The sequence below is a fragment of the Mesorhizobium sp. M7A.F.Ca.US.014.04.1.1 genome, from assembly GCF_003998745.1.
In the GTDB taxonomy this organism is placed as follows: domain Bacteria; phylum Pseudomonadota; class Alphaproteobacteria; order Rhizobiales; family Rhizobiaceae; genus Mesorhizobium; species Mesorhizobium ciceri.
In genome coordinates this window covers 1-449 of sequence record NZ_RZRW01001458.1, presented here as the reverse complement: position 1 = coordinate 449, position 449 = coordinate 1, and the positions used below count along the sequence as shown (strand labels likewise).

Annotated in this window: 1 pseudogene; it reads right to left on the bottom strand. The window is 59.9% G+C overall.

Going from position 1 to position 449, the window contains the following annotated elements:
- A pseudogene (locus EOA22_RS37100) lies at positions 1-436 on the bottom strand (cytochrome B6); the annotation flags it as partial.
- Positions 437-449 lie beyond the last annotated feature (13 nt).

Sequence of the window (449 nt, the reverse complement as noted above, 5' to 3'; positions counted from 1 at the left end):
CGCCGATCTCTCTAATCTCACTTTCAGGAAAGACCTGACCTCCGGCGGCCTGCTTGACGTGCGGCAACGGTAGGAAGCCTTGCGGCAACAGACCACGATCACGAATTTCCTGAGGGGTTTTCGCTGCCAGGCTGCTCCAGGTTTCGCCTGCCGGCAGTTTCACTCGCGAGCCTTCTTGTACAGCCTTGCGCCCGCCCGACATCATGACGCCGGGCATCGGCCGGTCGGCCAGATCGTAACGGCTCTCGAGCAGGCCGCGTTGCCGTTGTGTCACAGCCGGCTTTTGCGCCTCGTCAGTTTCCTTGACCGCAGAAAAAGGCAAGCTTGGCAATGGACGATACGTCAGATCCGGCGGCAGCGGGTCCGAAGCAACATTGAGCGTGAACGTTGCAGCGCCAAGCAGGACCGGCAAACCAAGATTGAAGATACGCGACATATCTCCTCCCCAC